Origin of the sequence: Streptomyces sp. NPDC006207 (assembly GCF_040613835.1) — a bacterium.
GTDB lineage: Bacteria > Actinomycetota > Actinomycetes > Streptomycetales > Streptomycetaceae > Actinacidiphila.
This window is the reverse complement of record NZ_JBEXSX010000037.1, coordinates 20,351-41,031: the sequence shown is the minus strand read 5'-3', so window position 1 is coordinate 41,031 and position 20,681 is coordinate 20,351. Positions and strand designations below refer to the sequence as shown.

The following is a 20,681-nucleotide window of genomic DNA, read 5'->3' as shown; positions in this document are numbered from 1 at the left end:
ACGGTGACCGCATGGAGGGGATCACGTACGTCCGGGGGGACGCCACCGCGCCGCAGGGCAAGGGCGTCAAGCTGATCGTCCACGTCTGCAACGACCTGGGCGGCTGGGGCAAGGGATTCGTGGTCGCGCTCTCCCGCCGCTGGCCGGAACCCGAGGCCGCGTACCGGCGGTGGCACCGCGAGCGCGCCGGCAACGACTTCGCCCTGGGTGCCGTCCAGTTCGTCCGTGTCAGCGAGTCGGTCTGGGTGGCAAATCTCGTCGGGCAGCGCGGCATCCGCAGGGGCAGCCAAGGCGTGCCCGTGCGGTACGAGGCGATCGACGCGGGGCTGGCCCTGGTGGCGGAGAAGGCGGCGGAGCTGGGCGCGTCCGTGCACATGCCGCGCATCGGGTGCGGGCTCGCGGGCGGCCGGTGGGAGCGGGTTGCGCCCTCGGTCGAGGGGCGGCTCGTGCGCCGTGGGATCTCCGTGACCGTGTACGACCACGGGGCGTGACGCGGAGTTATCCACAGGCCCGGGCGGATGTCGCCGGGAGGACCTATCGTCGTGACTGTCAGTGATGGGTCGCTATGGAAGGTCAGGGGGAGTGGCATGGCTGTCAAGGAGACCGTCGTCCGGGAGGCGCTCGGCATGCAGCGCGCCCGGGAGGAACTGTGCCTGGAAGCCGAGGAGTTCGAGGTCGCGCTGCAGACCGGCGAGGTACGTACGGCGCCGGCCGTCGGCGGGCGCCGACGTGTCGTACGGGAGGACGTGGACCGGCTGCGCGCGGAGGAGGGCTTTCCCGACCGGCTGCGCGCGCGGCTGGAGTTGGTGGGCAGCATCGAGGGCGCGGCGCTGATCGGGATCAGCCGGGAGCGCTTCACCCGGCTCGCCAAGGGAGGCTTCCTCCGCCCCGTCCGCTGGTACGTCAACCGCTACCGCGCCGTGGTGTGGCTCTACCTCGCCGAGGACGTACGGCGGTTCGCCCGGGCCCATCCCGCCCTGCTGGAGGGCAGGCTGCCCGCCGAGCTGCGCGACGCCCTCGACGAGGGCGAGGACCACCGCGCCCGCGGCTGGCGGGCCCGCCGTGTCGAGGAACTCGTGCGCGACGCGGAGGGCGCCTGGGGCGAGGCGGCCGCCTGGTCCGCCCTGCTCGGCCCGGAACTGGCCGCCGACGCGGTGCCGGACACCCGAGAGCGGGCCTACCTGCGCCGGCTCTGCCCGGCGCTCCCATCGGGGAGTACGGGCTCCTACGCCACCCGTGAGGTCATCGAGGCCCAGACCGTCGCCGGCCACCCCGACGAGATCACCTTCGCCCAGGTCTCGCTCGCCGACGCGCTCCTCAGAGCCCGTGCCTCCCGCCCCGCCCCGCGTCCCGAGCGTGCCGCCCCAGCCGTCACCCCAGGCCCGCCGATCGCCCCGCCGCCCCCTGCCCCGCCTCCCCCTCCGCCCACGGCGCCGCGCAGCCGCTGGCGACGCCTCCTCGGACTGGGGTGACGGGACAAGCCCCTCACACCGCGTGCCACCAGGCGGTGATGACGACGTCGTGACCGATCGACTCGTCGAGGGCGGGCGCGGTGGAGTGCGAGGCCGACGATGCACCGAAAAGCAGGTGCGACGGGGCGGCGACAGGGGTGAGACTGCTCGGGCCGGCCGGCGCCGTCGTGTGCCCGCCATCCCCTTCATCTCCGAGGAGCCCGCGCTTGCAGGGTGTTGTCACCGTCTCGCCTTCCCAGGTGCCCGAGCTGCTGCTCAACCTGGCCACCGTCCGCCCGGTCTTCCTGTGGGGCGCCCCGGGCATCGGGAAGTCCTCCCTGGTCAGGGAGTTCGCTGACTCTCTGGGACTGGATTGCGTGAGTCTCATCGGGACGCAGCTGGCTCCGGAGGACCTCATCGGCGTACCGCAGATCGTCGACGGCCGCTCACGTTTCTGCCCCCCGGAGACGATCGCCCGCGACGAGCCGTACTGCCTCTTCCTCGACGAGCTGAACGCGGCCACCCCCGATGTCCAGAAGGCCTTCTACTCGCTGATCCTCGACCGCCGCATCGGCTCGTACGAGCTGCCGCCCGGCAGCATCGTGATTGGTGCGGGCAACCGTGCCACCGACAACGCGCTGGCACGGCCGATGGCATCCGCCCTGGTCAACCGGCTTGCGCACGTCCATCTGCGGGCCTCCGCGGCGGACTGGCTGGTCTGGGCGGCGGGCGCGGGTATCCATCCGTGGATCACCGACCACCTCACCGACCGGCCGGACCACCTGTGGTCCGCGCCGCCCAAGACCGAGGAGCCGTTCTCCACCCCGCGCGCCTGGCACATGCTCTCCGACGCGCTGCACTCCTTCGGACCAGCCCTGGACGAGGAGACGTTGAAGGTGCTGGCCTACGGGACGCTCACCCCGGCGCACGCCACGGCCTTCTGCGGTTACGTCAAGATCGTGCGGCACTCGTACGGGCTGGACGCCATCCTCAAGGGGGACGCTTCCTGGCCGCGCCGCATCGAGGACCGCGACCTGCTCTACTACCTCGCCGACTCCTTCCGTGGGCGTCTGATCAAGGAGTTGCCGGCGCAGCGGGAGCACGCTTCCCCGGCCGTGCGGCAGATGGCCTACCGGGCCAAGTCGCTGCTGGTGCAGTTGGCGGAGATCTCGGTCGAGGTCGCCCAGACCGTGATCGCCGACGGTGACGACGACAACCCGGTGCTGCCCTCCTGGTTCCTGCTGGAGGCCGCCCGCGACATGCCGCGCCTGGTCGAGGCGCGCCGGTGAGCGGCGCGCGCGGCGACAGGTCCCGGGCGCGGTCGGCACCCCGCAAGGACCCCGCGGCCGAGGCGTTCGCCGCCGGCGTCGACCTGCTGCGCCGCAACACCGCCCTCGCCGCGCTCTCCGCCGTCAACGGCCGTCTGTGCCGCAGCGAGGAGTGCGAGGAGCACCCTCGCGACGGCTGGGCCTCCGTCACCTCCAACGGCATCGTGCACGCCGACCCCCTGCGCCGCGCGGACCCGCAGGAGTGGGCATGGGTGCTGGCGCACTGCCTCCTGCACCTGGGCTTCGGGCACGTACCGGCCGCCAGGGGCCCGCGAGAGCAGCCCGACCGGTTCGACGTCGCCGCCCGCTGCGCGGTGGTCAACCGCTTCCTGGACACCTTCCCCGTGGGCCGGGCGCCCGTCGCGCTGCCCCCGGTGTTCCCGGACGGCGACGAGGAACAACTGGCCGCACGCTGGCGCCGCGACGGCATCCCCGCCGGGTTCGCGGCGTGCGGCACCGCAGGCCCGCAGCCGGACCAGGTGCTCCACCCCTGGCAACCGTCCTGGAGCGCGCCGGAGGACTGGACCGTCGCCTTCGCGAGCGCCCTGACCCGGACGATGTCGGCGGCCATGGACGTCGCCGGAGGCCGCCGCGAGGAGCTCACCGGTGCGCGGCGCCCGCTGCGTCCCTGGGAGCGCGCCCTGAGCTGGTTCGTCTCCTCCTACCCGCTGCTCGGCGGCATCGCCGCCGGGATGACTCTGGTCGCCGACGCCGAACTCGCCCGCGCCCAGCGGATCTCGGTGGCGGCGGTCAACGCAGAGGCGGGGGAGATCTACCTCAACCCTCTGTGCCGGTTCACCGACGAGGAATGGCGGTTCATCCTTGCCCACGAGATGCTGCACGCCGCGCTGCGCCACGGCGACCGCCGGGGCGGCCGGGACCCGTACCTGTTCAACGTCGCCGCCGACTATGTGATCAACGGCTGGCTGCTGGAGATGGGCGTCGGGCAGATGCCCGAGGGGCTGTTGCACGACCCCGCCCTGGCCGGACTGTCCAGCGAAGAGGTCTACGACCGCATCGCGCGGGACGAGCGGCGGTTGCGCCGTCTCGCCACGCTGCGCGGCAAGGGCCTCGGGGACGTGCTCGGGGAGCCGCTGCCGCGCCCCGGGGAGACCGCCCCCACGTGGGTCGACCTGGACGAGTTCTACCGGCGCGGGCTGCTCCAGGGTTTCGAACTGCACCACCGCGAGCGCGGACTCCTGCCCGCCGGACTCGTCGAGGAGATCCGCGCGCTGTCCCACCCACCGCTGCCGTGGGACGCCAGGCTCGCCCGCTGGTTCGACGAGTACGTGCCCCGTCCCGAGGCGGTGCGCAGTTTCGCCCGTCCGGCCCGCCGGCAGGCGTCCACACCGGACATCCCCCGGGCCGGCCGCAGCCACCCGCCGCAGGAAGTGGCCCGCTGCACCTTCGGCGTGGTGCTGGACACGTCCGGGTCCATGAGCCGGGCGCTGCTCGGCAAGGCGCTCGGCGCCATCGCGTCCTACGCCACCGCCCGTGACGTGACCGCCGCCCGCGTGGTGTTCTGCGACGCCGCCCCCTTCGACGCGGGCTACCTGGCGGTGACCGAGATCGCCCACCGGGTACGCGTCAGGGGCCGTGGCGGAACCGTGCTGCAGCCCGGTGTCGACCTCCTCCAGCGCGCCCCGGACTTTCCGCCGGCGGCCCCGGTCCTGCTGATCACGGACGGCGATTGCGACGTCCTGCGGATACGCCGCGAACACGCCTTCCTGATCCCCCGGGACGCCCGCCTTCCGTTCACGCCCAAGGGACCGGTCTTCCGCATGCGCTGAGGCCCGGTCGGCGCAAGGAGGCCCCAGGCGCCGGAGCCGGAACCGGTACCCGACGGGCACCGGCTCCCGGGACCCTCAGCCGCCGTGCTTCCGGAACAGCCCCTCCTGGACCACGGAGACCAGAAGGCGGCCCTCGCGGTCGTAGATGCGGCCGCGGGCCAGGCCGCGCGCGCCGGTCGCGACGGGGGACTCCTGGTCGTACAGGAACCACTCGTCGGCACGGAACGGCCGGTGGAACCACATCGCGTGGTCCAAGGAGGCCATGTCGAAGCCGCGCGGCCCCCACAGCGGCTCGACCGGTACGCGCACGGCGTCCAGCAGCATCATGTCGCTGGCGTAGGTGAGGGCGCAGGTGTGCACCAGCGGGTCGTCGCCGAGCGGGCCCACCGCGCGCATCCAGACCGCGCTGCGCGGCTCGGCGCCCTCGATCTCCTCGGCGGTCCAGCGCAGGCGGTCCACGTAGCGGATGTCGAACGGCTGCCGTCGCGCCATCCGCTCCAACTGCTCGGGCAGTTCGCCGAGGTGTTCGCGCAGTTCGTCGCTCAGCTTCGGCAGGCTCTCCGGGTCCGGGACCTCGCGCATCGGCAGCTGGTGCTCGAACCCGGGCTCCGGCACGTGGAAGGAGGCGGTCAGGTTGAAGATCGTCCGGCCCTGCTGCACCGCGACCACGCGCCGCGTCGTGAAGGAGCGGCCGTCGCGGATCCGCTCCACCTGGTACACGATCGGCATCCCGGGGCGCCCCGGGCGCAGGAAGTACGCGTGCAGGGAGTGCACCGGACGGCTGCCGTCCGTGGTGCGCCCGGCCGCGACCAGCGCCTGGCCCGCCACCTGTCCGCCGAACACCCGCTGGAGGCGTTCCTGGGGGCTCTGCCCGCGGAAGATGTCCTCCTCGATCCTCTCCAGGTCGAGGAGGTCCACCAGCCGCTCGGCGGGGTTGGTCATCGGGCGTGCTCCTTCGTGCGGGTGCTCGTCCTCGCGGTCACAGCGCGCCCACGGCCGTCACCTTGACCACCGCGCGGCCCTCCTCGTCGGAGGCGGTGAGGTCGATCTCGGCGGAGATGCCCCAGTCGTGGTCGCCGTCGGGGTCCGCGAAGGTCTGGCGGACCTTCCACAGCCCCTCGTCGGGACGCTCCTCGATCTGCAGCAGCTTCGGGCCGCGCGCGTCGGGCCCGGTGCCCAGGTCCTCGTACTCGTCCCAGTAGGCGTCCATGGCCTCGGCCCAGGCGTCGGCGTCCCAGCCGGACCCGGCGTCCATCTCGCCGAGTTCGCCGAACCGCTCCAGCGCGGCCAGCTCCACCCGGCGGAACAGGGCGTTGCGCACCAGGACCCGGAAGGCCCGGGCGTTGGCCGTGACGGGCTTGACCTGGTCGGCCCGCTCCTGGGCCTCCTCGGCCGTCATCTCCCCGGGGTTGGCGAGCTGCTCCCACTCGTCCAGCAGGCTGGAGTCGACCTGACGGACCAGCTCGCCGAGCCAGGCGATCAGGTCCTGCAGGTCCTCGGACTTCAGGTCGTCCGGGACGGTGTGCTCCAGCGCCTTGTACGCGCTGGCCAGGTAGCGCAGCACGATGCCCTCGGTCCGGGCGAGCTCGTAGTGGGAGACGAACTCGGTGAAGGTCATCGCCCGTTCGTACATGTCGCGTACGACCGACTTGGGCGACAGCGGGTGGTCGCCGACCCACGGGTGGCTCTTGCGGTAGACGCCGTAGGCGTGCGACAGCACCTCCTCCAGCGGCTTGGGGTAGGAGATGTCCTGGAGCCGCTCCATCCGCTCCTCGTACTCCACCCCGTCGGCCTTCATGGCGGCGACGGCCTCGCCGCGCGCCTTGTTCTCCTGGGCGGCGAGGATCTGCCGTGGGTCGTCGAGGGTCGACTCGATCACCGACAGCATGTCCAGCGCGTAGGAGGGCGAGTCCGGGTCCAGCAGCTCGAACGCGGCCAGCGCGAAGGTGGACAGCGGCTGGTTGAGCGCGAAGTCCTGCTGCAGGTCCACCGTCAGCCGGACGATGCGCCCCTCCTCGTCGGGCTCGTCCAGCCGCTCCACGACCCCGCCGGCCAGCAGTGAGCGGTAGATCGCGATGGCCCGCCGGATGTGCCGCAGCTGGGACCTGCGGTCCTCGTGGTTGTCCTCCAGCAGCCGCCGCATCGCGTCGAAGGCGTTGCCGGGGCGGGCGATGACCGACAGCAGCATAGCGTGGGTGACCCGGAACCGGGAGGTCAGCGGCTCGGGATCGGAGGCGATGAGCTTCTCGAAGGTGCTCTCCGTCCACCCGACGAAGCCCTCGGGCGCCTTCTTGCGCACCACCTTGCGGCGCTTCTTGGGGTCCTCGCCGGCCTTCGCGAGGGCCTTCTCGTTCTCGATCACGTGCTCCGGCGCCTGGGCGACCACGAAGCCCGACGTGTCGAAGCCGGCCCGCCCGGCGCGGCCCGCGATCTGGTGGAACTCACGGGAGCGCAGCACACGGACGCGGCTGCCGTCGTACTTGGTGAGGGCGGTGAAGAGCACCGTGCGGATGGGCACGTTGACGCCGACACCGAGGGTGTCCGTGCCGCAGATGACCTTCAACAGGCCCGCCTGCGCCAGCTTCTCCACCAGGCGCCGGTACTTGGGCAGCATGCCGGCGTGGTGCACCCCGATGCCGTGCCGGACGTAACGCGACAGGTTGCGGCCGAACTTCGTGGTGAAGCGGAAGTTCCCGATGAGTTCCGCGATGGCGTCCTTCTCGGCGCGCGTGCACATGTTGATGCTCATCAGCGCCTGCGCCCGCTCCACGGCCGCCGCCTGCGTGAAGTGCACGATGTAGACCGGGGCCTGGCGGGTCTCCAGCAGCTCGGTCAGCGTCTCGGTGAGCGGGGTCAGCCGGTACTCGTACGACAGCGGGACCGGCCGCGTCGACGAGCGCACGACGGACGTGGGCCGGCCGGTACGGCGGGTGAGGTCCTTCTCGAAGCGCGTGACGTCGCCGAGCGTCGCCGACATCAGCAGGAACTGCGCCTGCGGCAGCTCCAGCAGGGGGATCTGCCACGCCCAGCCCCGGTCCGGCTCGGCGTAGAAGTGGAACTCGTCCATGACGACCTGGCCGATGTCCGCGTCCTTGCCGTCCCGGAGCGCTATCGACGCCAGCACCTCCGCCGTGCAGCAGATGACGGGCGCGTCCGGGTTGACGGAGGCGTCGCCGGTCAGCATGCCGACGTTCTCGGTGCCGAAGAGCTTGCACAGGTCGAAGAACTTCTCCGACACCAGCGCCTTGATCGGGGCGGTGTAGAAGGTGACCTCGTCCCGGGCGAGCGCGGCGAAGTGCGCACCGGCCGCGACCAGGCTCTTCCCCGAGCCGGTGGGGGTGGACAGGATGACGTTCGCCCCTGAGACCACCTCGATCAGCGCTTCCTCCTGAGCGGGGTAGAGGGAGATGCCCCGGCCCTCCGCCCAGGACGAGAAGGCCTCGAAGAGGGCGTCGGGATCGGGCTCTGCAGGCAGCTGATCGATGAGGGTCACACCCCCATCTTGCCTGTCCCCGGGACCAGGGGAGGAACCGGCGGTACGGAGGAAGATCGACCGGCGGTATGGTGTGCCGTCGATTACGCGTCAACTCCGCCTGCAGGCGGGTCGAAAGGGGCGGGGCACACCATGATGGGACCGGCGCACTCTATCTCCGGAGCGGCGGCATGGCTGGGGGTGGGAGCACTCGCCGCCGCGCTCGACCACCCGATGCCCTGGCCGACGCTCGTGGTCGGCGCACTGATCTGTGCCGGCGCCGCCCTCGCCCCCGACCTCGACCACAAGGCGGCCACGATATCGCGTGCCTTCGGGCCGGTCTCCCGGTGGTTCTGCGAGATCATCGACAAGCTCTCGTACGCGACCTACAAGGCCACGCGCAAGGCCGGTGACCCGCGCCGTTCCGGTGGTCACCGCACACTGACCCATACCTGGGTGTGGGCCGTCGCGATCGGCGGGGGCGCCTCGCTGATCGCCGTGTACGGCGGGCGCTGGGGGGTCCTGGCGATCCTGTTCGTGCACGCCGTGCTCGCCGTCGAGGGACTGCTGTGGCGGCAGGCCCGGGTCTCCAGCGACATCCTGGTGTGGCTGCTCGGCGCCACCAGCGCCTGGGTGCTGGCCGACGTGCTGGACGGCACCGAGAACGGCAAGGGCTGGCTGTTCACCGAGCCCGGGCAGCAGTACCTGTGGATCGGCATCCCCATCGTGCTCGGCGCCCTCGTGCACTGCATCGGCGACGCCCTGACCGTCTCGGGCTGCCCGATCCTGTGGCCCATCCCGATCGGCCGCAAGCGCTGGTTCCCGCTGGGCCCGCCGAAGGCCATGCGGTTCCGCGCGGGCAGCTGGGTCGAGATCAAGGTGCTCACGCCGATCTTCTTCGCCGCCGGCGGACTGGGCGCGCTGGGGGCACTCGGCATCTTCGGCGGCTGAGCCCGCCGCCCCCGCCACCCCCGTGGCCCCGGCCGTCGCAGGACGGCCGGGGCCACGCGCATCACCACGGACGGGTTCCGGCCTCACCGTGCCAGGACCGCCACAGGGCGGCGTAGGCGCCGTCGGCCTCCACCAGCTGGTGGTGGCTGCCCAGCTCGCTGATCCGGCCGTCCTCGACCACCGCGATCAGGTCCGCGTCGTGCGCGGTGTGCAGCCGGTGCGCGATGGCCACCACGGTCCTGCCGTCCAGCACACGGGCCAGCGACCGTTCCAGATGGCGGGCCGCGCGCGGGTCCAGCAGCGAGGTGGCCTCGTCCAGCACCAGGGTGTGCGGGTCGGCGAGGACCAGTCGCGCCAGCGCCACCTGCTGCGCCTGGGCCGGGGTCAGCGCGGCGCCGCCCGAGCCGACCTCGGTGTCCAGGCCGTCGTCGAGCGCCCGTGCCCAGCCCTCGGCGTCGACCGCGGTGAGCGCCGCCCACAGCTCGTCGTCACCCGCTCCCGCGCGGGCCAGCAGCAGGTTGTCGCGGAGCGTGCCGACGAAGACGTGGTGCTCCTGGTTGACCAGGGCCACGTGCTCGCGGACCCGTTCCGCGGGCATCCGGGCCAGCTGGGCGCCGCCCAGGGTGATCTCGCCGGCCCGCGGGCTGTAGATCCCGGCCAGCAGCCGCCCCAGCGTCGACTTGCCCGCCCCCGACGGGCCGACCAGGGCCAGCCGGGTGCCGGGGCGGACCCGCAGGCTCACCCCGTGCAGCACGTCGCTGCCGGCGCGGTAGCCGAAGCGCACCTCGTCGGCGTGGACGTCGCGGCCGTCCGGCGCCACCCGCTCGTCCCCGGCGCCCTGCTCGACCTCCCGGACGCCGACCAGCCGGGCCAGCGACACCTGGGCCACCTGCAGCTCGTCGTACCAGCGCAGGATGAGGTTGATCGGGTCGACCAGCATCTGCGCGTACAGCGCGCCCGTCGTCAGCTCGCCCACCGTCACGCGGCCGTGCAGGACCAGCGTCCCGCCGATCAGCAGCACCGCCGCGAGGATCAGCATGTACGTCACGTTGATCACCGGGAAGAGCACGCTGCGCAGCCACATCGTGTAGCGCTCCCACGCCACCCACTGGCGGATGCGGATGCGCGACAGCTCCTCGCGGCGGTCGCCGAGCCGGTGCGCCTCGATGGTGCGCCCGGCGTCCACCGACTCCGCCAGGACCGCCGAGACGGCCGCGTAGCCGGCGGCCTCCGATCGGTACGCCCGCGGTGCGCGCCGGAAGTACCAGCGGCAGCCGGCGAGCAGCACCGGTACGGCCACCAGCACCGCCAGTGCCAGCGGCGGCGAGGTGACCGTCAGCGCGCCGAGCAGCAGGCCGCTCCACACCACGGCGATCGCCAGCTGCGGTACGGCCTCCCGCATCGCGTTGGACAGCCGGTCGATGTCGGTGGTGATGCGGGACAGCAGGTCGCCCGTGCCCGCCCGCTCCAGGACGCCGGGGGGCAGCCCCACGGACCGTACGAGGAAGTCCTCGCGCAGGTCCGCCAGCATCCGCTCGCCCAGGATCGCGCCGCGCAGCCGCACCTCACGGACGAACACCGTCTGCACGGCGAGCGCGACGGCGAACAGTGCCATGGTGCGTCCGATGTGCAGGTCGCGGCGGCCCGCCGCCAGGTCCTCGACGAGGCCGCCCAGCAGGTAGGGGCCGACCATCGAGGCGACGACGGCGACGGTGTTCACCGAGACGAGCACGGCGAACGCACCCCGGTGCCGCCGGGCCAGCTCGCCGACGTAACCGCGCACCGTGGCGGGCGAGCCCACCGGCAGGGTCGTCACGTGCCGTGGCGCGGCCGGGTCGTATTCCGGCGGTTTCACGCCGATCATGCGGTTTCCTCGGCTTTCTCGAGACGTGCGGATTCCTCGGGGGCCTGCTCGGTCTCGCGGGTGACCACCGCGCGGTAGCCGAGGTCGGACCGGAGCAGTTCGCGGTGCGTGCCGGACGCGCGCACCGTGCCGTCCTCGACGAACACCACCCGGTCGGCGCGGTCCAGCAGCAGCGGACTGGAGGTGAGGACCACCGTCGTCCGGTCGGCGCGCAGCAGCCTGATGCCCTGGGCGATCCGGGCCTCGGTGTGCGTGTCGACGGCGCTGGTCGGCTCGTCCAGCACCAGGACCTCCGGATCGGCGACGAGCGACCGGGCCAGCGCCAGCCGCTGCCGCTGGCCGCCGGACAGGGACCGTCCGCGCTCGGTGATGCGGGAGCGCATCGGGTCCCCCGAGTCGTCCACCGAGGCCTGGGCCAGTGCGTCGAGCACGTCGCCGCACTGCGCCGCCGCGAGGGCCTCGGCCGCGGTGACCTGGCCGGAGGCGGGCACGTCCAGCAGTTGGGTCAGTGTTCCCGACAGCAGCACCGGGTCCTTGTCCTGGACCAGCACGGCCGCGCGGGCCGCCGCGAGCGGCAGGTCGTCCAGCGCCGTTCCGCCGAGCAGCACCGAGGGGACGTCCCCGGTCCCGGCCGGGCTGTGCCCGCCCAGCCGGTCGGCGAGGGCACCGGCCGCGTCCGGGTCCCCGCACACCACGGCGGTCAGTTCCCCGGCCGGGGCGAGCAGCCCCGTCAGCGGGTCGTGGAGGTCGCCCGCCGGCAGCGGTCCCGTGCCCGCCGTGACTCCGCCGTCGTCGCCCGCGGTGTCCCGCCGCAGTGTCAGCACGGCGGCGGCGCGCTTGGCGGACGGCCGGGAGAAGGAGTACGCCATCGCGATCTCCTCGAAGCCCCGCAGCGGGAACAGCAGGAAGACCACCGTCCCGTAGACGGTGACCAGTTCGCCCACCGTGATCCGTCCGTCCAGCGCCAGCCGCGCGCCGTACCAGGTCACCGCAAGCAGCAGCAGGCCGGGCAGGGCCACTTGCACGGCGCTGATCAGCGCCCACATCCGGGCGTTGCGGACGGCGGCGCTGCGGACCTCCTGCGAGGCCCGCCGGTAGCGGGACAGGAACAGCTCCTCGCCGCCGATGCCGCGCAGCACCCGTAGTCCGGCCACGGTGTCGGAGGCGAGTTCCGTGGCCTTGCCCGCCTTGGCCCGCTGCTCGTCGGCGCGCCGCGTCGCGTGCGGCAGCAACGGCAGCACGGCCAGGGCCAGTACGGGGACACCCGCGGCCACGATCAGCCCCAGCTCGGGCCGGTACACCAGCAGGGCGACGGTGACGCCGACGGTCGCCAGCAGGGAGCAGGCGAAGCGGGCCAGCGCCTCGACGAACCAGCCGATCTTCTCGACGTCGCCGGTGCTCACCGCGACGACCTCGCCCGCCGCGACCCGCCGGGTGAGCAGAGAGCCCAGTTCGAGGGTCTTGCGCGACAGCAGGAGCTGCACCCGGGCGGCCGCGGAGATCCAGTTGGTGACGGCGGTGCGGTGCAGCATGGTGTCGCCGACGGCGGTCACCGCGCCCAGGGCGAGGATCAGGCCGCCCGCGAGCGCGAGCCGTCCGCCGGAGCCGTCGACGACGGCCTGCACGGCGATGCCGACGGCGGCCGGGAAGCAGGCCACGGCCGCCATGTGGAGGGTGCCCCACAGCGTGGCCTTGATCTGGCCACCGATCTGGCGCCGTTCAAGCCAGAGCAGGAAACGGAAGCCGGAGCGGGTGTCGGGGACACCCGGGTCGGCATGGGGGAGAGCGCGTAGCGACATGACGTCCCGACATCGATGCTGGGGTGGGAGGAGACGTGCCAGCGTCGCGTCACCGAGGTGACGAATTCAACCCGTTTTCTCCGGGGCGGGGCGGAACGGGACACGGTCCGCATCCGTCCTCACCGAAGGGTGCGAAGATGGGACGCGACTTCAGGGAAGAGGGGCGGTTCGAGTGAGGCGTGGGGCGGGGACGGTGGCCGTCGCGGCGGCGCTTGTGCTGCTCGTCGGCTGTGCCGGTGGCGCGGAGGAGCATCGGGACACGTCGGGGCACGCCGTGAAGCAGCCGCCGCGCGCCACCCAGGCTGCCGCCACGCGTGGGATACCGGGCGTCGGCCCCGCGCTGCGCTCCCGCGTCCCCGCCGACTCCCGCCAGGTCGTCGCGGTGTACGGGGAGGCCGCGGGATCCGCCGACTCGACCATCGTGCTGTACACCCGGCAGGGCGACCTGTGGAAGCGCGAGCGCTCGTGGTCCGGGCACAACGGCAAGGGCGGCTGGACGACCGACCACCACGAGGGGGACAAGAAGAGCCCCGTGGGTGTCTTCACGCTCTCGGACGCGGGCGGTGTCCTGCCCGAGCCGCAGGCCAGGCTCCCGTACCACCACTCGTCCGCCTTCGCCGCGCCGCGGTCGTGGTCCCGGTCGCACTGGCACGACTTCGACCTCGTCATCGCCATCGACTACAACCGGGTCAAGGGCACCTCCCCGCTGGATCCCACCCGCCCCCAGGGCCAGTCCAAGGGCGGCAGTATCTGGCTGCACATGGACCACGGCAGCGGCACGTCGGCGTGCGTCAGCCAGTCCAAGGCCGACATGGAGTACCTGCTGCGCACGCTGGATCCGGCGCTGCACCCGGTCGTGGTGATGGGGGACCGGGAGCACCTGGCGGCCTGACGGCAGTTCAGGACAGTCTTCCGCAGGGACGGTAGGCCCTCTGCAAGAGCGAAGCAGACTGTTTCCGCAAGAAGTTGAAAGTTTTTCCACGCGACATATTGACGCTACCCGTCCGCGGGGCCAGTCTCCTACCCGGAGTTCCCACGGGCGGGAGCTCCGCCCCCACACTCGATGGCCCGGCGCGTGGCTGTCTTCGGGGCACCTTTGTGCCCGAACACGAAGGAGCCGCACCATGAGATCGCGTTTTCTGCGCGCGGGTCTGGCCGCCCTGCTCAGCACGGCCGGGCTCGTCGGCGTCTCGCAGCAGCCGGCCCAGGCAGCACCGCCCGGAAGCAAGGACGTCACCGCCACCCTCTTCGAGTGGAAGTTCGCCTCGGTCGCCAAGGAGTGCACCAACACCCTCGGCCCGGCCGGGTACGGCTACGTCGAGGTGTCGCCGCCCCAGGAGCACGTCCAGGGCGCGCAGTGGTGGACCTCCTACCAGCCCGTCAGCTACCGCATAGCGGGCCGGCTGGGTGACGGGACGGCCTTCAAGAACATGGTCGACACCTGTCACGCGGCCGGGGTCAAGGTCATCGCCGACGCCGTCGTCAACCACATGAGCGCCGGCTCGGGCACCGGCACCGGAGGCACGTCGTACGGCAAGTACACCTACCCGGGGTACTACCAGGACCAGGACTTCCACTCCTGCCGGACGAACATCTCCGACTACACCAACCGCGACAACGTCCAGAACTGCGAACTCGTCGGGCTCTCGGACCTGAACACCGGCAGCGACTACGTGCGCTCGACCATCGCCGCGTACCTGAACGGCCTCATCGCGCTGGGCGTCGACGGATTCCGCATCGACGCGGCCAAGCACATCGCGGCGGCCGATCTCTCCGCGATCAAGGCCAAGCTCAGCAACCCCTCCGTCTTCTGGGCACAGGAGGTCATCTACGGTTCCGGGGAGGCCGTGCAGCCCGGCGAGTACACCGGCACCGGTGACGTCGACGCCTTCCAGGGCGCCTACGACCTCAAGCGGATCTTCACCGGCGAGAAGCTCGCCTACCTCAGCAACTGGGGCGCGTCATGGGGTGCGGGCTACCTCGCGAGCGGCAGTTCGCGCACCTTCGTCGACAACTGGGACACCGAGCGCAACGGTTCGACCCTCACCTACAAGGCGGGCGCGACCTACACCCTGGCCAACGTCTACATGCTGGCCTGGCCCTACGGCTCGCCCAACGTGTACTCCGGCTACGAGTTCTCCGACAACGACGCGGGCCCGCCCAACGGCGGCACCGTCAACGCCTGCTACAGCGACGGCTGGAAGTGCCAGCACGCCTGGCCGCAGATCGCGGGCATGGTCGGCTTCCGCAACGCGGTCGCCGGCACCGCGGTGACCAACTGGTGGTCCAACGGCAACAACGCCATCGCCTTCGGGCGCGGCAGCAAGGGCTACGTCGCGATCAACCACGAGAGCGGTTCCCTCACGCAGACCTTCACCACCTCGCTGCCCGCCGGCACCTATTGCGACGTGCAGCACAGCGGCGCCACCTACACCGTCGGCTCGGACGGCAGGTTCACCGCCACCATCGGCGCCAACGACGCGGTGGCGCTCTACACCGGCGCCCCCTGCGGCAGCGGAGGCGGCGGCACGACGCCCGCGAGCGGTGCGTCCTTCTCGGTCAACGCCACCACGGTGTGGGGCCAGAACGTCTACGTCGTCGGCAACAACGCCGCCCTCGGCAACTGGAACACCGGCAACGCCCTGCCGCTGTCCTCGGCGGCCTACCCGGTGTGGAAGCTCGACGTCTCCATGGGCGCGGGCACGTCCTTCGAGTACAAGTACATCAAGAAGGACGGCAGCGGGAACGTCACCTGGGAGTCCGGCGGCAACCGTACGGCGACCGTCCCCCCGAGCGGCAAGGTGACGCTGGGCGACACCTGGCGGACCTGACCCCTCCCTGCGCTCCAGCGCCTCAGCAACGACCCGGCGCGGTGTCCAAGACGGCGAGCAACGCCGTCAGGGCATCGCGCTGGTCCGTGTCCAGGGGGGAGAGCAGCTCCTCGGCCGCCGCCCGGCGGGCGCGGCGCAGCCGCCGCACGGCGTCGTCGCCCTCCTCGGTGAGCTCGATGCGAACCACCCTGCGGTTGACCGGGTCGGGCGCCCTGCGGACCAGCCCCCGCTCCTCCAGGGCGTCGGTCAGGCTCGTCACCGCGCGCGGCACGACGTCCAGCCGCTCGGCCAGGTCGGCCATCCGGGGCGCGGTCCCGCTCTTGAGGCTGTGGGCGACCGTGCGCAGCATGCGTGCCTGGGCCGGGGTGATGCCCACCGGCTCCAGGTGCCGCCGCTGTGCGCGGTGCAGCCGGCGGGTCAGCCACAGCAGCTGGTCGGCGAGGCGCCCGGTGCTCTCGTCGGTGTCCGCGGTGGACGTGCGGGATTCCATGGTCAGAGGGTATCAGGATGCGGTTCATTGTGAGCATAGGTAACAATGAACTACACTCTCATCGCCTTGACATGCCCGGACCTTTCGGAGGCCCTTTGCACCCCGATCAATCCCCGCGGTGGACCCCGCCGCCCAAGGACCCCGCCCGACCGACCGACGTGCGCCGCGTCCTGCGGCTCTTCCGTCCCTACCGTGCCCGCCTGACCGTCGTCGGGCTCCTCGTCGGTGCCGCCTCACTCGTCTCGGTCGCCTCGCCCTTCATGCTGCGCGAGATCCTCGACACCGCGATCCCGCAGGGCCGCACCGGGTTGCTGAGCCTGCTCGCCCTCGGCATGATCGCCACCGCCGTCCTCAACAGCGTCTTCGGCGTCCTGCAGACCCTGATCTCCACCACGGTCGGCCAGCGCGTCATGCACGACCTGCGCACCGCCGTCTACGAGCAACTGCAGCGCATGTCGCTCGCCTTCTTCACCCGGACCCGCACCGGAGAGGTGCAGTCCCGCATCGCCAACGACATCGGCGGCATGCAGGCCACCGTCACCTCCACCGCGACCTCGCTCGTGTCCAACCTCACCAGTGTCGTGGCCACCGTCGTCGCGATGATCGCCCTGGACTGGCGCCTGACCATCGCCTCCCTGCTGCTGCTCCCGGTCTTCGTGTGGATCAGCCGCCGGGTCGGCACCGAGCGCAAGAAGATCACCACCCAGCGCCAGAAGCAGATGGCCGCGATGTCCGCCATCGTCACCGAGTCGCTGTCCGTCAGCGGCATCCTCCTCGGCCGCACCATGGGACGCGCCGACTCCCTGACCCGCTCCTTCGCCGAGGAGTCGGACCGGCTGGTCGACCTCGAGGTGCGCTCCAACATGGCCGGCCGCTGGCGGATGTCCACCATCGGCGTCGTCATGGCCGCCATGCCCGCGCTCATCTACTGGATCGCCGGCATCGCCGTCAACGGAGCGGGCGGGGCGGTGTCGATCGGCACGCTCGTCGCCTTCGTCTCGCTCCAGCAGGGCCTGTTCCGGCCCACCGTCAGCCTGCTGTCGACCGGTGTCCAGGTGCAGACCTCGCTCGCGCTCTTCCAGCGCATCTTCGAGTACCTCGACCTGCCCGTCGACATCACCGAGAAGGACGACCCCGTACGCCTCCCGCGGGTCCGCGGCGACATCCGCTTCGAGGGCGTCGGCTTCTCCTACGACCCGGCCACGCCCGGGCGCACCCTCGACGGCATCGACCTGACGGTCCCGGCCGGCGGCAGCCTCGCCGTCGTCGGCGCCACCGGCTCCGGCAAGAGCACCCTCAGCTACCTCGTGCCCCGGCTGTACGACGTCACCGAGGGCCGCGTCACGCTCGACGGCGTCGACGTCCGCGACCTCGCCTTCGACACGCTCGCCGCATCGGTCGGCGTCGTGTCGCAGGAGACGTACCTCTTCCACGCCTCGGTCGCCGAGAACCTGCGCTTCGCCAAGCCCGACGCCACCGACGAGGAGATCGTCGCCGCCGCCCGCGCCGCGCAGATCCACGACCACATCGCGGGGCTGCCCGACGGCTACGACACCGTCGTCGGCGAACGCGGCTACCGCTTCTCCGGCGGCGAGAAGCAGCGCCTGGCCATCGCGCGGACGATCCTGCGCGACCCGCCGGTCCTCATCCTCGACGAGGCCACCAGCGCGCTGGACACCCGTACCGAGCACGCCGTCCAGGACGCCATCGACGCCCTCTCGGCGGGCCGTACGACCCTCACCATCGCCCACCGGCTGTCCACCGTCCGCGACGCCGACCAGATCGTCGTCCTCGACCACGGCCGGATCGTGGAACGCGGCAGCCACGACGAACTGCTCGCCCTGGACGGCCGCTACGCCGCCCTGGTCCGCCGTGACGCCCAACTCGTCCATACGGCATGATCCTCGGCCATGGAACCCATCGCGGGGGCGGAACTCCCCGGCTACCGGCAGATCGAGGCGGACGCCTGGACCAATGACCACGGCGACCTCGTCAGCCTGCACTGGTTCGACGTGCCGCCCGACATCCCCGCGCCCCTGGAGGACCTGCCGCGCCTGCGCCACGCCCTGGCCCACTACACGGCCGGGGCGGGCGGCGGCCTCATCGAGGCCGACGTCCTGCACCTGGGAACGGTCCCCACGTTGCGCCAGGTCATCAAGGTCCCCCTGCCGGACCGCCCCACCGGCCAGGCGTTCCTCGGCAGCTACACCTTGCCCCGGGCCTCCTGCAGCGCCGTCGTGAAGGTCCAGGCCCTGGAGCAGGGCACCACCGGCGTCCGGGAGGCGCAGGTGCTCATCGAACTCGGCCCCGAGCGCTACTTCATGCCGCACCCGTACGCCTCCGACCTGCGGCAGGGCCTGCCCTTCCACTGGGGCGACGCCCCCCACTACGACGCGCACTTCCCCGACCACCCGCTCACCCGGGTCCGGGACGCACTGGCCCAGCTCGCCGTCTCGCTCCAGGTGGCCCCGGAGTACGCGGCCCTGCCTCCCTTCGCGGGACCGGCCGCCACCACGCCGTAGACCCGGGTGAGCAAGCGCACATCCCGCCCGCGGCGATCGTCCGCCCGGTGCCCGGCACCGGCGCTAGGGTGAGCGGCGCCGCGCAGACCGCAGGAGGTAACCGATGGCCGCGTCCGACCGTTCCGCCGTGCTGCTGGCCAGGTTGCTCGCCACCACGGGCACCGCCCACTTCGTGGCGCCCCGGCCCTTCGACGCGGTCGTCCCGCGCGTCCTGCCCGGCGAGCCCCGCACCTGGACCTACGTCAGCGGCGCGGTGGAACTGGCGCTCGCCGCGGGCATCGCACTGCCCCGTACCCGCCGGGCGAGCGCCTTGCTGGCGGCGGGCTTCTTCACCGCCGTGCTGCCGGCCAACGTGAAGATGGCCCGGGACTGGCGCGACCGGCCCGCGCCCCTGCGGAACGCCGCCTACGCCCGGCTGCCGCTCCAGGCACCGCTGGTGCTGTGGGCCCTGAAGGTGAGCCGCGACAGCCGCCCCTGACCGGTCCACGGGGCGTTGTCGGTGCTCCGTTCTACCCTCGGACGGTGACCTCGCACAGGAGCCCGTCCGTCGCCGTCGTCGCCGACCCCCTGGGGACCGGCGGGCGGCTGCAGGCGCTGCGCGAGGACGGCACCGCGGACGGTCCCCCGCAGACCGTCGGCGACCTCGTGGCGGCCATCGCCGAGCGCGAGGCCCGGCAGGCGCCGCGCTGGGTGTGGGCCGCCACCGACGAGATCTACCCGCCGCTGCTGGAGCGGCTCCCGGCCCGTCCGGCCCGGTGCCACGACCTCAAGCTCGTCGAGGCCCTGCTGCTCGGTGCCGAGGAGCGCTGGGGCCTGCCCCGTTCGCTGGGCGCCGGCTGGGCCCGGCTGCACGGACTCCCCGTGCCGGACGACGCGCGCGAAGGCGGCTCCGACGACCAGCCGGTGCTCTTCGCCGCCGACCGCCATCATCTGCCGCCGGGCACCGACCCGCTGGAGGCGGTGGTCGCCGTGCACGCCGACCAGCAGCGCCGGATCGCCCTGTCCGAGCACCCCGACCGGCTGCGCCTGCTGGCCGCCGCCGAGTCCGCCGGCGCCCTGGCCGCCGCCGAGATGGCCCGGGACGGCCTGCCCTGGAGCGCCGCTGCCCACGACGCGGTGCTCACCGGGCTGCTCGGCCCCCGCCCGGCGGGCGGTGTCCGCCCCAAGGTGCTGTCCGAGCTCGCCGCCGGCATCCATGAGGCCCTGGGCCGCCCGGTGAACCCCGACTCGCCCGCCCAACTGCTGCCCGCCTTCGAGCGCGTGGGCGTGCGGATCACCTCGACCCGCTCGCATGTGCTGCGGGAGGTCGGGCATCCGGCCGCCGCGTTGCTGCTGCGCTACAAGGAGCTCTCCCGCATCCACAGCGCCCACGGCTGGGCCTGGCGAGAACAGTGGGCGCCCGCCGGGCGGTTCCACCCCGAGTACGTCGTCGGCGGTGTCGTCTCCGGCCGCTGGGCCACCCGCGGTGGCGGAGCGCTGCAGATCCCCCGGCAGATCCGCGCCGCCGTGGTCGCCGACCCCGGGCACCGGCTGGTCGTCGCCGACGCGGGCCAGCTGGAACCCCGCGTCCTGGCCGCCCTCTCCGGCGATCCCGGGCTGGCGGCGGCCGCCGCCGAGGGCGACCTGTACGCGGCCCTGGCGCGCACCGCGTTCGGGGGCGACCGCGCACGGGCCAAACTGGGCCTGCTGGGCGCGATGTACGGCCAGACCAGCGGCGAGGTGGGGCCGCTGCTCGAGGTCCTGCGCCGCCGCTTCCCGGACGGCATGCGCCTGGTGGAGTCCGCCGCCCGCACCGGCGAGGGCGGCGGTGTCGTCCGGTCCCACCTCGGGCGTACGTCACCGGCGCCGTCCGCCGACCGCCAGGAGCTCACCGACGCCCAGGCCCGCGCCTGGGGCCGCTTCACCCGCAACTTCGTCATCCAGGCCACGGCCGCCGAATGGGCGCTGGCCGTGCTGGCCTCCCTGCGCCGCCGCCTGGCCGCGCTCGACGGACGGCCGCACCTGGTGTTCTTCCTGCACGACGAGGTCATCGTGCACACCCCCCAGGAGCTGGCCCCCGCCGTGGAGGATGCCGTCGCGGAGTCCGCGGAGGAGGCCCGGCTCCTGCTCTTCGGCCCGACGCCGGTGCCCTTCCCGCTGCACACCCATGTCGTCGAGTGCTACGCGGACGCCAAATGAGCGGC

Annotated in this window: 16 protein-coding genes; 11 read left to right on the top strand and 5 right to left on the bottom strand. The window is 72.6% G+C overall.

Annotated elements, in window-relative coordinates; genetic code table 11:
- Nucleotides 1-11: 11 nt before the first annotated feature.
- The 4 genes from ABZ312_RS26920 (at nucleotide 12) to ABZ312_RS26905 (ending at nucleotide 4,569) form a co-directional block, all read left to right on the top strand.
- Entirely contained in the window at nucleotides 12-491 is a 480-nt protein-coding gene (locus tag ABZ312_RS26920) for a macro domain-containing protein (protein WP_500323251.1), read from the top strand.
- Nucleotides 492-587: 96 nt separating this feature from the next.
- Nucleotides 588-1,472 (top strand): DUF6397 family protein, encoded by an 885-nt coding sequence (locus tag ABZ312_RS26915; RefSeq protein WP_500438938.1) that lies wholly within the window; start codon nucleotides 588-590, stop codon nucleotides 1,470-1,472.
- A 206-nt stretch (nucleotides 1,473-1,678) separates the two neighbouring features.
- Nucleotides 1,679-2,740 (top strand): ATP-binding protein, encoded by a 1,062-nt coding sequence (locus tag ABZ312_RS26910; protein ID WP_499515461.1) that lies wholly within the window; start codon nucleotides 1,679-1,681, stop codon nucleotides 2,738-2,740.
- Nucleotides 2,737-4,569: a vWA domain-containing protein gene (locus ABZ312_RS26905; RefSeq protein WP_500360278.1), complete on the top strand. Its 1,833-nt coding sequence runs from the start codon at nucleotides 2,737-2,739 to the stop codon at nucleotides 4,567-4,569. The genes ABZ312_RS26910 and ABZ312_RS26905 overlap by 4 nt, the downstream gene beginning before the upstream one ends.
- Nucleotides 4,570-4,644: 75 nt before the next feature.
- On the opposite strand, the gene ABZ312_RS26900 is transcribed toward ABZ312_RS26905, so the two are convergent.
- Together ABZ312_RS26900 and ABZ312_RS26895 are read right to left on the bottom strand one after the other, a co-directional pair.
- Nucleotides 4,645-5,511 (bottom strand): acyl-CoA thioesterase, encoded by an 867-nt coding sequence (locus ABZ312_RS26900; RefSeq protein ID WP_500360279.1) that lies wholly within the window; start codon nucleotides 5,509-5,511, stop codon nucleotides 4,645-4,647.
- Nucleotides 5,512-5,548: 37 nt separating this feature from the next.
- The gene (locus tag ABZ312_RS26895; protein WP_500323257.1) at nucleotides 5,549-8,062 is read right to left on the bottom strand and encodes a DEAD/DEAH box helicase; all 2,514 of its coding nucleotides are present in this window, start codon (nucleotides 8,060-8,062) and stop codon (nucleotides 5,549-5,551) included.
- Between the two features lie 132 nt (nucleotides 8,063-8,194).
- Between ABZ312_RS26895 and ABZ312_RS26890 the strand changes: the two genes are divergently transcribed.
- Nucleotides 8,195-8,992 carry a metal-dependent hydrolase gene (locus tag ABZ312_RS26890; RefSeq protein ID WP_500323259.1) on the top strand — a complete coding sequence of 266 codons (798 nt, stop codon included), beginning with the start codon at nucleotides 8,195-8,197 and terminating at the stop codon, nucleotides 8,990-8,992.
- Nucleotides 8,993-9,053: 61 nt separating this feature from the next.
- Here the strand turns inward: ABZ312_RS26890 and ABZ312_RS26885 are convergent, their stop codons facing one another.
- Nucleotides 9,054-10,856 carry an ABC transporter ATP-binding protein gene (locus ABZ312_RS26885; protein ID WP_500323260.1) on the bottom strand — a complete coding sequence of 601 codons (1,803 nt, stop codon included), beginning with the start codon at nucleotides 10,854-10,856 and terminating at the stop codon, nucleotides 9,054-9,056.
- The gene (locus ABZ312_RS26880; RefSeq protein WP_500323262.1) at nucleotides 10,853-12,655 is read right to left on the bottom strand and encodes an ABC transporter transmembrane domain-containing protein; all 1,803 of its coding nucleotides are present in this window, start codon (nucleotides 12,653-12,655) and stop codon (nucleotides 10,853-10,855) included. Before ABZ312_RS26880 ends, ABZ312_RS26885 begins: the two co-directional genes overlap by 4 nt.
- A gap of 172 nt (nucleotides 12,656-12,827) precedes the next feature.
- Here ABZ312_RS26880 and ABZ312_RS26875 point away from each other — a divergent pair, with 172 nt between their 5' ends.
- Nucleotides 12,828-13,547, top strand: coding sequence for a L,D-transpeptidase family protein (locus ABZ312_RS26875; protein WP_500438937.1), 720 nt, complete (start codon nucleotides 12,828-12,830; stop codon nucleotides 13,545-13,547).
- A 232-nt stretch (nucleotides 13,548-13,779) separates the two neighbouring features.
- A complete protein-coding gene (locus tag ABZ312_RS26870; RefSeq protein ID WP_500438936.1) occupies nucleotides 13,780-15,486 on the top strand; it encodes a carbohydrate-binding module family 20 domain-containing protein in 1,707 nt (568 codons plus the stop codon).
- 22 nt (nucleotides 15,487-15,508) lie between these two features.
- Here the strand turns inward: ABZ312_RS26870 and ABZ312_RS26865 are convergent, their stop codons facing one another.
- On the bottom strand, nucleotides 15,509-15,976 hold the full coding sequence (locus tag ABZ312_RS26865) for a MarR family winged helix-turn-helix transcriptional regulator (RefSeq protein ID WP_500356899.1): 468 nt from the start codon (nucleotides 15,974-15,976) through the stop codon (nucleotides 15,509-15,511).
- Between the two features lie 95 nt (nucleotides 15,977-16,071).
- Between ABZ312_RS26865 and ABZ312_RS26860 the strand changes: the two genes are divergently transcribed.
- From ABZ312_RS26860 to ABZ312_RS26845, 4 genes are all read left to right on the top strand, one after another.
- Nucleotides 16,072-17,877, top strand: coding sequence for an ABC transporter ATP-binding protein (locus tag ABZ312_RS26860; RefSeq protein ID WP_500356898.1), 1,806 nt, complete (start codon nucleotides 16,072-16,074; stop codon nucleotides 17,875-17,877).
- 9 nt (nucleotides 17,878-17,886) lie between these two features.
- A complete protein-coding gene (locus ABZ312_RS26855) occupies nucleotides 17,887-18,498 on the top strand; it encodes a hypothetical protein (protein WP_500323266.1) in 612 nt (203 codons plus the stop codon).
- A gap of 103 nt (nucleotides 18,499-18,601) precedes the next feature.
- Entirely contained in the window at nucleotides 18,602-18,976 is a 375-nt protein-coding gene (locus tag ABZ312_RS26850; RefSeq protein ID WP_500323267.1) for a DoxX family protein, read from the top strand.
- Nucleotides 18,977-19,020: 44 nt separating this feature from the next.
- Complete coding sequence (locus tag ABZ312_RS26845) at nucleotides 19,021-20,676, top strand: bifunctional 3'-5' exonuclease/DNA polymerase (RefSeq protein WP_500438935.1); 1,656 nt, start codon at nucleotides 19,021-19,023, stop codon at nucleotides 20,674-20,676.
- The last annotated feature ends 5 nt before the right edge of the window (nucleotides 20,677-20,681 follow it).